This is a genomic window from Streptomyces sp. ATLC9, assembly GCF_057196705.1.
In genome coordinates this window covers 1-5,150 of record NZ_JBXUOY010000335.1, presented here as the reverse complement: position 1 = coordinate 5,150, position 5,150 = coordinate 1, and the positions used below count along the sequence as shown (strand labels likewise).

6 protein-coding genes are annotated in these 5,150 nt (G+C 74.5%); 3 read left to right on the top strand and 3 right to left on the bottom strand.

Annotated features, from left to right (window positions below):
• Positions 1-659: histidine phosphatase family protein (locus AC2CJA_RS23970; protein WP_484604761.1), on the bottom strand; the 659-nt coding region annotated here is incomplete at its 3' end.
• Positions 660-751: 92 nt separating this feature from the next.
• Between AC2CJA_RS23970 and corA the strand changes: the two genes are divergently transcribed.
• The gene (gene corA / locus AC2CJA_RS23965; protein WP_484604762.1) at positions 752-1,744 is read left to right on the top strand and encodes a magnesium/cobalt transporter CorA; all 993 of its coding nucleotides are present in this window, start codon (positions 752-754) and stop codon (positions 1,742-1,744) included.
• Positions 1,745-1,748: 4 nt separating this feature from the next.
• On the opposite strand, the gene AC2CJA_RS23960 is transcribed toward corA, so the two are convergent.
• Together AC2CJA_RS23960 and AC2CJA_RS23955 are read right to left on the bottom strand one after the other, a co-directional pair.
• Complete coding sequence (locus AC2CJA_RS23960) at positions 1,749-2,591, bottom strand: ferritin-like domain-containing protein (RefSeq protein WP_484604760.1); 843 nt, start codon at positions 2,589-2,591, stop codon at positions 1,749-1,751.
• A gap of 253 nt (positions 2,592-2,844) precedes the next feature.
• Positions 2,845-3,897, bottom strand: a complete 1,053-nt coding sequence (locus AC2CJA_RS23955) for an LLM class F420-dependent oxidoreductase (protein WP_484604759.1) — start codon at positions 3,895-3,897, stop codon at positions 2,845-2,847.
• A gap of 75 nt (positions 3,898-3,972) precedes the next feature.
• Here AC2CJA_RS23955 and AC2CJA_RS23950 point away from each other — a divergent pair, with 75 nt between their 5' ends.
• Together AC2CJA_RS23950 and AC2CJA_RS23945 are read left to right on the top strand one after the other, a co-directional pair.
• A complete protein-coding gene (locus AC2CJA_RS23950) occupies positions 3,973-4,956 on the top strand; it encodes an aldo/keto reductase (protein WP_484604758.1) in 984 nt (327 codons plus the stop codon).
• The coding region (locus tag AC2CJA_RS23945; RefSeq protein ID WP_484604757.1) for a hypothetical protein at positions 4,953-5,150 on the top strand (198 nt) is incomplete at its 3' end. The genes AC2CJA_RS23950 and AC2CJA_RS23945, both read left to right, overlap by 4 nt.

Here is a 5,150-nt window from a genome sequence, read left to right as displayed (position 1 = left end):
CACTCGCCCCGCGCGGCGTCCGCCTCGCGCGGGGCGAGTGAGGCGAGGTCGCCGGTGTCGCCCAGCCGCAGCAGGAAGGGACGCAGCGAGGTGTAGCGGATGGCGGTGACCGAGCAGGGTTCGACGTGGATGCGCTGGAAGAGGTCCAGGTGCATGCCGAGGGCGTCGGCGACCAGCGACTTGATGATGTCGCCGTGCGAGCACATCAGGTAGGCGGCGTCCGGCCCGTGCTCCCGCTCGATCCGCTCGTTCCACTCCCGTACGGCCTCCACCGCCCGGGTCTGCATGCCGCGCATCGTCTCACCGCCGGGGAAGGCCGCGGCCGAGGGGTGCTGCTGGACGGTGGCCATCAGCGGTTCCTCGTTCAGCTCGGCGAGCTTGCGGCCGGTCCAGTCGCCGTAGTCGCACTCGCCGACGCGCTCATCGGTGTGCAGCGGCAACTCCGGCCTGACGGCGGCCAGCGGCGCCAGGGTCTGGCGGCAGCGCTCCAGCGGGCTGTGGACGGCGGCGGCCAGCGGGAGCGCCGCCAGGCGAGCGGGGAGGGCGGCGGCCTGGGCTGCGCCGAGCTCGTCCAGCTCGACGCCGGGAGTGCGTCCGGCCAGCAGTCCGGAGGTGTTGGCGGTGGACCGGCCGTGCCGGACGAGGAGCAGCGTGGGCATGGCAGCCAGCGTAGGCGAGGCGGGCCGGGCCGAGGAGGGGCGGGGCAGGGAGGGGGTGGCCGTCGCACGCGCCGCCGGGCCGGCGGGGGAGAATCGCGGGTGTGATTGTGGACTGTGCGATCTACCGGGCCGGGCGCCGCGCCGAGGGCCCCTCCGGGCTCATGGAGGCGTTCCGGGCGGCCCGGTCGGATCGCGACGCCTTCGTGTGGATCGGGCTGCACGAGCCCACCGAGGAGGAGTTCGAGCAGGTCTCCCGTGAGTTCGGGCTGCACCCGCTGGCGGTGGAGGACGCCCTGTCGGCCCACCAGCGCCCCAAACTGGAGGTCTACGAGGACTCGCTGTTCCTGGTGCTCAAGCCGGTGGACTACGACGAGGCCGCCGACACGGTGGGCACCGGGGAGCTGATGCTGTTCCTCGGCGACTCCTTCGTGGTCTCGGTGCGGCACGGCGCGGCCAATCCGCTGGGCTCGGTGCGTGAACGGCTGGAGCTGAGCCCGGGAGTGCTGCGGCACGGTCCGACGGCCGTGATGTACGCGGTGAGCGACGCGGTGGTCGACCACTACATGGAGGTGGCCGCCGAGCTGCAGATCGACCTGGAGGAGCTGGAGGAGGAGGTCTTCACTCCCGGCGGCACGGCGCGCGCCGCCGTGGCGAGCCGCATCTACGCCTTCAAGCGCCAGGTACTGGAGTTCCGCCGGGCCACCGGGCCGCTGGCGGAGCCCATGGAGCGGCTGGCGGGTACCGGCGTGCCGTTCGTGCACGACGACTCGCGCCCGTTCTTCCGCGACGTCAGCGACCATCTGACCCGGGCGAACGAGCAGGTGGAGGCGTTGGACCGGCTGCTGTCGGACATCCTGTCGGCCTATCTGGCGCAGGTGGGTGTCCGGCAGAACGACGACATGCGCAAGATCTCGGCGTGGGCGGCCATGGCCGCGGTCCCCACCATGATCGCCGGGGTGTACGGCATGAACTTCGACCACATGCCCGAGCTGGCCCACCCACTGGGATATCCGGGGGTGGTGGTGCTGATGGTCACCGTGAGCGGCGGCCTGTACCGGCTCTTCAAGCGCCGGGGCTGGCTGTAGCCGCCTACCCGGACGCAGGCCCCGGCGCGGCCCCGGAATCCGTGCCGGACCCGGCCCCCGCCGTCCGGTCCCGCACCGCCTCGCACGGGAGCGCGGGCCCGGGCGGCGGGGGAAGCGGTTCCGGGCGCACCGCGCGGCGCCGGCCCGTCAGCCGCTCGCGGGCGTACCGGGCCTGGACGTACCCCTCCAGGACCACCGACCTGGCCATGCTCCATCCCAGCAGATGGCCGGTGCGGGCCAGCACGGCGAGAGCCGCGTCGCGGTGGGCACGGGCCTCCGCCAGCGCGTTCTCCCTCAGCGCCAGCTCGACGGCGGCGACATGGCCGGCGCGGGCGAAGCCCAGCATCGCCGCGCGGCACCAGGCCAGGTACTCCCGTTCGGCACGGACGATCTCCCGGGCCGCCTCGCCGGCCCCGGGACGGCCAAAGGCGTGCCCGGCCAGACGGCCGAACCAGGCGGCGGCCCGCGCCGAGGCGGCGTGCCCGTGGGCGAGGTGGGCGAGGACGTCCCGTTCGCTCAGGGGCTGTCCGCACCGGACCCGGACATGTGCCGGACAGCTCCCCCGCCCCTCCAGGAGGGCCGCGTGGTCCGCCTCGGGCGGCACCTCGGCCGGTTCCAGACCGCAGGCGGCCAGCAGCCCGGTCAGCAGCCGGGCGTTCCCGCGCTGGAGCTCGCCGTACCGGGCCATCGCGGGGGCGAGGTCGCGCCGACCCCGGGGAACGAGGGCGGCGATCCTGCGGTTCTCCCCGCCGTTGCGCTCCCCTGCCGCGGCGGCCAGGGAGCACAGCAGCCGGAAGGACGCGTCGTCCTCGAGGACCTCCCGCACCAGGTCCCTTCTGCGCAGCATGGCCCGACACCTTCCGTGGATGTTCCCGCGGAAGTCCGAGTCAACCGGTGCGGGCGTGCTGCGGCAACAGCTCACCCCCGTCCCTGCGCCGAACGGACCCGTCCGCCGCGCCGCGCGTAACCCCGGCGGCCCCGCGCCGTTGTGCCGGGAGGCGGCCGTGGCGGGGAGGACCCCCGAGCCCCCGCCACGGCCGCGGGCACGCCCCGGCGTGAACGCGGGGCGGGGGCGGCGGTTCCCCTGTCCCTCCGGGACCTCAGGAGGCGGTTCCGGACCGCTCCAGGGCCTCCACGCCGGCCCGCAGCGCGGCGATCCGCTCCTCCAGGGTGAAGCCCGCCGGAGTCAGCGACAGGGTGGTCACCCCGGCCTCGGCGTAGGCCCGCATCCGGTCGGCGATCCGCTCGACGGGGCCGAGCAGCGTGGTGGAGTCGATGAGCTGCCGGGGGACGGCGGCCGCGGCGCCCTCCTTGTCCCCGGACAGATACTTCTCCTGGATCTCCACGGCCTCCTTCTCGTACCCCATGCGCCGGGCGAGCCGGTTGTAGAAGTTCTGCTTGCGGCTGCCCATGCCGCCGACGTACAGGGCGGTGTAGGGGCGGAAGGTGTCGGCCAGGGCGTCGATGTCGTCGCCGAGGGCCAGCGGCACGGTGGGCGCCACGTCGAAACCCTCCATGGTCAGGCCCGCCTTCTCGCGGCCGGCGCGCAGCGCACCGAGCGTGGTCTCCTCCGCGTGCTCGGGGGCGAAGAAGATCAGCAGGGCGCCGTCGGCGATCTCGCCGGTCTGCTCCAGGTTCTTCGGGCCGATGGCGGCGATGTACAGAGGGATCCGCTCGCGGACGGGGTGGACGGTCAGTTTCAGCGGCTTGCCGGGGCCGTCGGGCAGCGGCAGCGTCCAGTGCTCGCCGGAGTGGGTCAGCCGCTCGCGGGACATCGCCTTGCGGACGATCTCCACATACTCGCGGGTGCGGGCGAGCGGCTTGTCGAACCGCACCCCGTACCAGCCCTCGGACACCTGCGGTCCGGAGACGCCCAGCCCCAGGCGGAAGCGGCCCCCCGAGAGGGTGTCGAGAGTGGCGGCGGTCATGGCCGTCATGGCGGGGGCGCGGGCGGGGATCTGGAAGATGGCCGAGCCGACGTCGATCCGCTCGGTCCGGGCCGCCACCCAGGCCAGGACGGTGGGGGCGTCCGATCCGTAGGCCTCGGCGGCCCAGCACACGGAGTAGCCCAGCCGGTCGGCCTCCTGGGCGACCGCGAGATTGTCGGCGTCCATCCCGGAGCCCCAGTAGCCGAGGTTGATCCCGAGCCTCATCCGCGTCCCCTTACCGATCGGTAACGTGCCCGTCGCCGGGACTCTAGCGCGTGGCCGCAAGTACTCTCAACGCCCATGAAGCACAGGCACGTGGGCCGCACCGGCCTCCGCGTATCCCGGATCGGGCTCGGTACGCTCACCTGGGCGAGGGACACCGGGGAGCGGGAGGCGGCGGACCTGCTGAAGGCCTTCTGGGAGGCCGGCGGGACGCTGGTGGACACCGCCGACGTGTACGCCGACGGCGGCGCCGAGTACCTCCTGGGCCGGCTGGTGCAGGGCCTGGTGCCCCGCGGGGACCTGGTGATCGCCACCAAGGCGGGCGGCGTACCCGACCCGGAGCGCCGTTCCGACTGCTCGCGCGGCCATCTGCTGGCCGCGCTGGACGCCTCCCTGGAACGGCTGGGCACCGACCACGTCGATCTGTGGCAGGTCCACGCCTACGACCCCTCCACCCCCGTGGAGGAGACCCTCCAGGCCCTCGACACCGCGGTGGCCAGCGGCCGCGCCCGCTACGCGGGGGTGGCCGGCTTCTGCGGCTGGCAGCTGGCCAAGGCCGCCACCTGGCAGCTCGCCGCCCCGGGGACGCGCACCCGGCTGGCCGGCGTCCAGATGGAGTACTCCCTGCTCCAGCGCGGCGTGGAGCGGGAGGTGCTGCCGGCCGCGCTGGACCTGGAGGTGGGGCTGCTGGCGTCCTCGCCACTGGGCCGGGGCGTGCTCACGGGCAAGTACCGGCGCTCCTCCCCGCCCGGCTCGCGCGGGGCCTCGGAGCACCTGGCGCCCTTCGTGGAGCCCTATCTGGACGACGCGGCGGCGCGGATCGTCGACGCGGTCGCCACGGCCGCCGACGGGCTGGCCGTCACCCCGCTCCAGGTGGCGCTGGCCTGGGTGCGCGACCGGCCCGGGGTGGCCGCACCGGTCATCGGCCCGCGTACGCCGCAGCAGCTCGGCGAGGCTCTGTCAGTGGAGGGCCTTACGCTTCCCGACGAGATCTGCCGGGCGCTGGACGATGTGTCGGCCCCGGTGCACCGCTATCCCGATCACGACTGGAGCACGCTGTGACCGCGTCCGGCGCCGACAACGCCGATCAGGCCCGCCAGACCGCCGACCCGGGCGACCCGGGCGCCCCGGACAAGGCCGCCGAGCTCATGGCCGCCGTACGCGCCGTGGAGAGCGGCGAGCGCTCGGCCGCCGAGTTCTTCGCCGAGCCGAAGCCCTCGTCCCGGCCCCGGCGCGCCGCACCGGCGGGCCGGCCC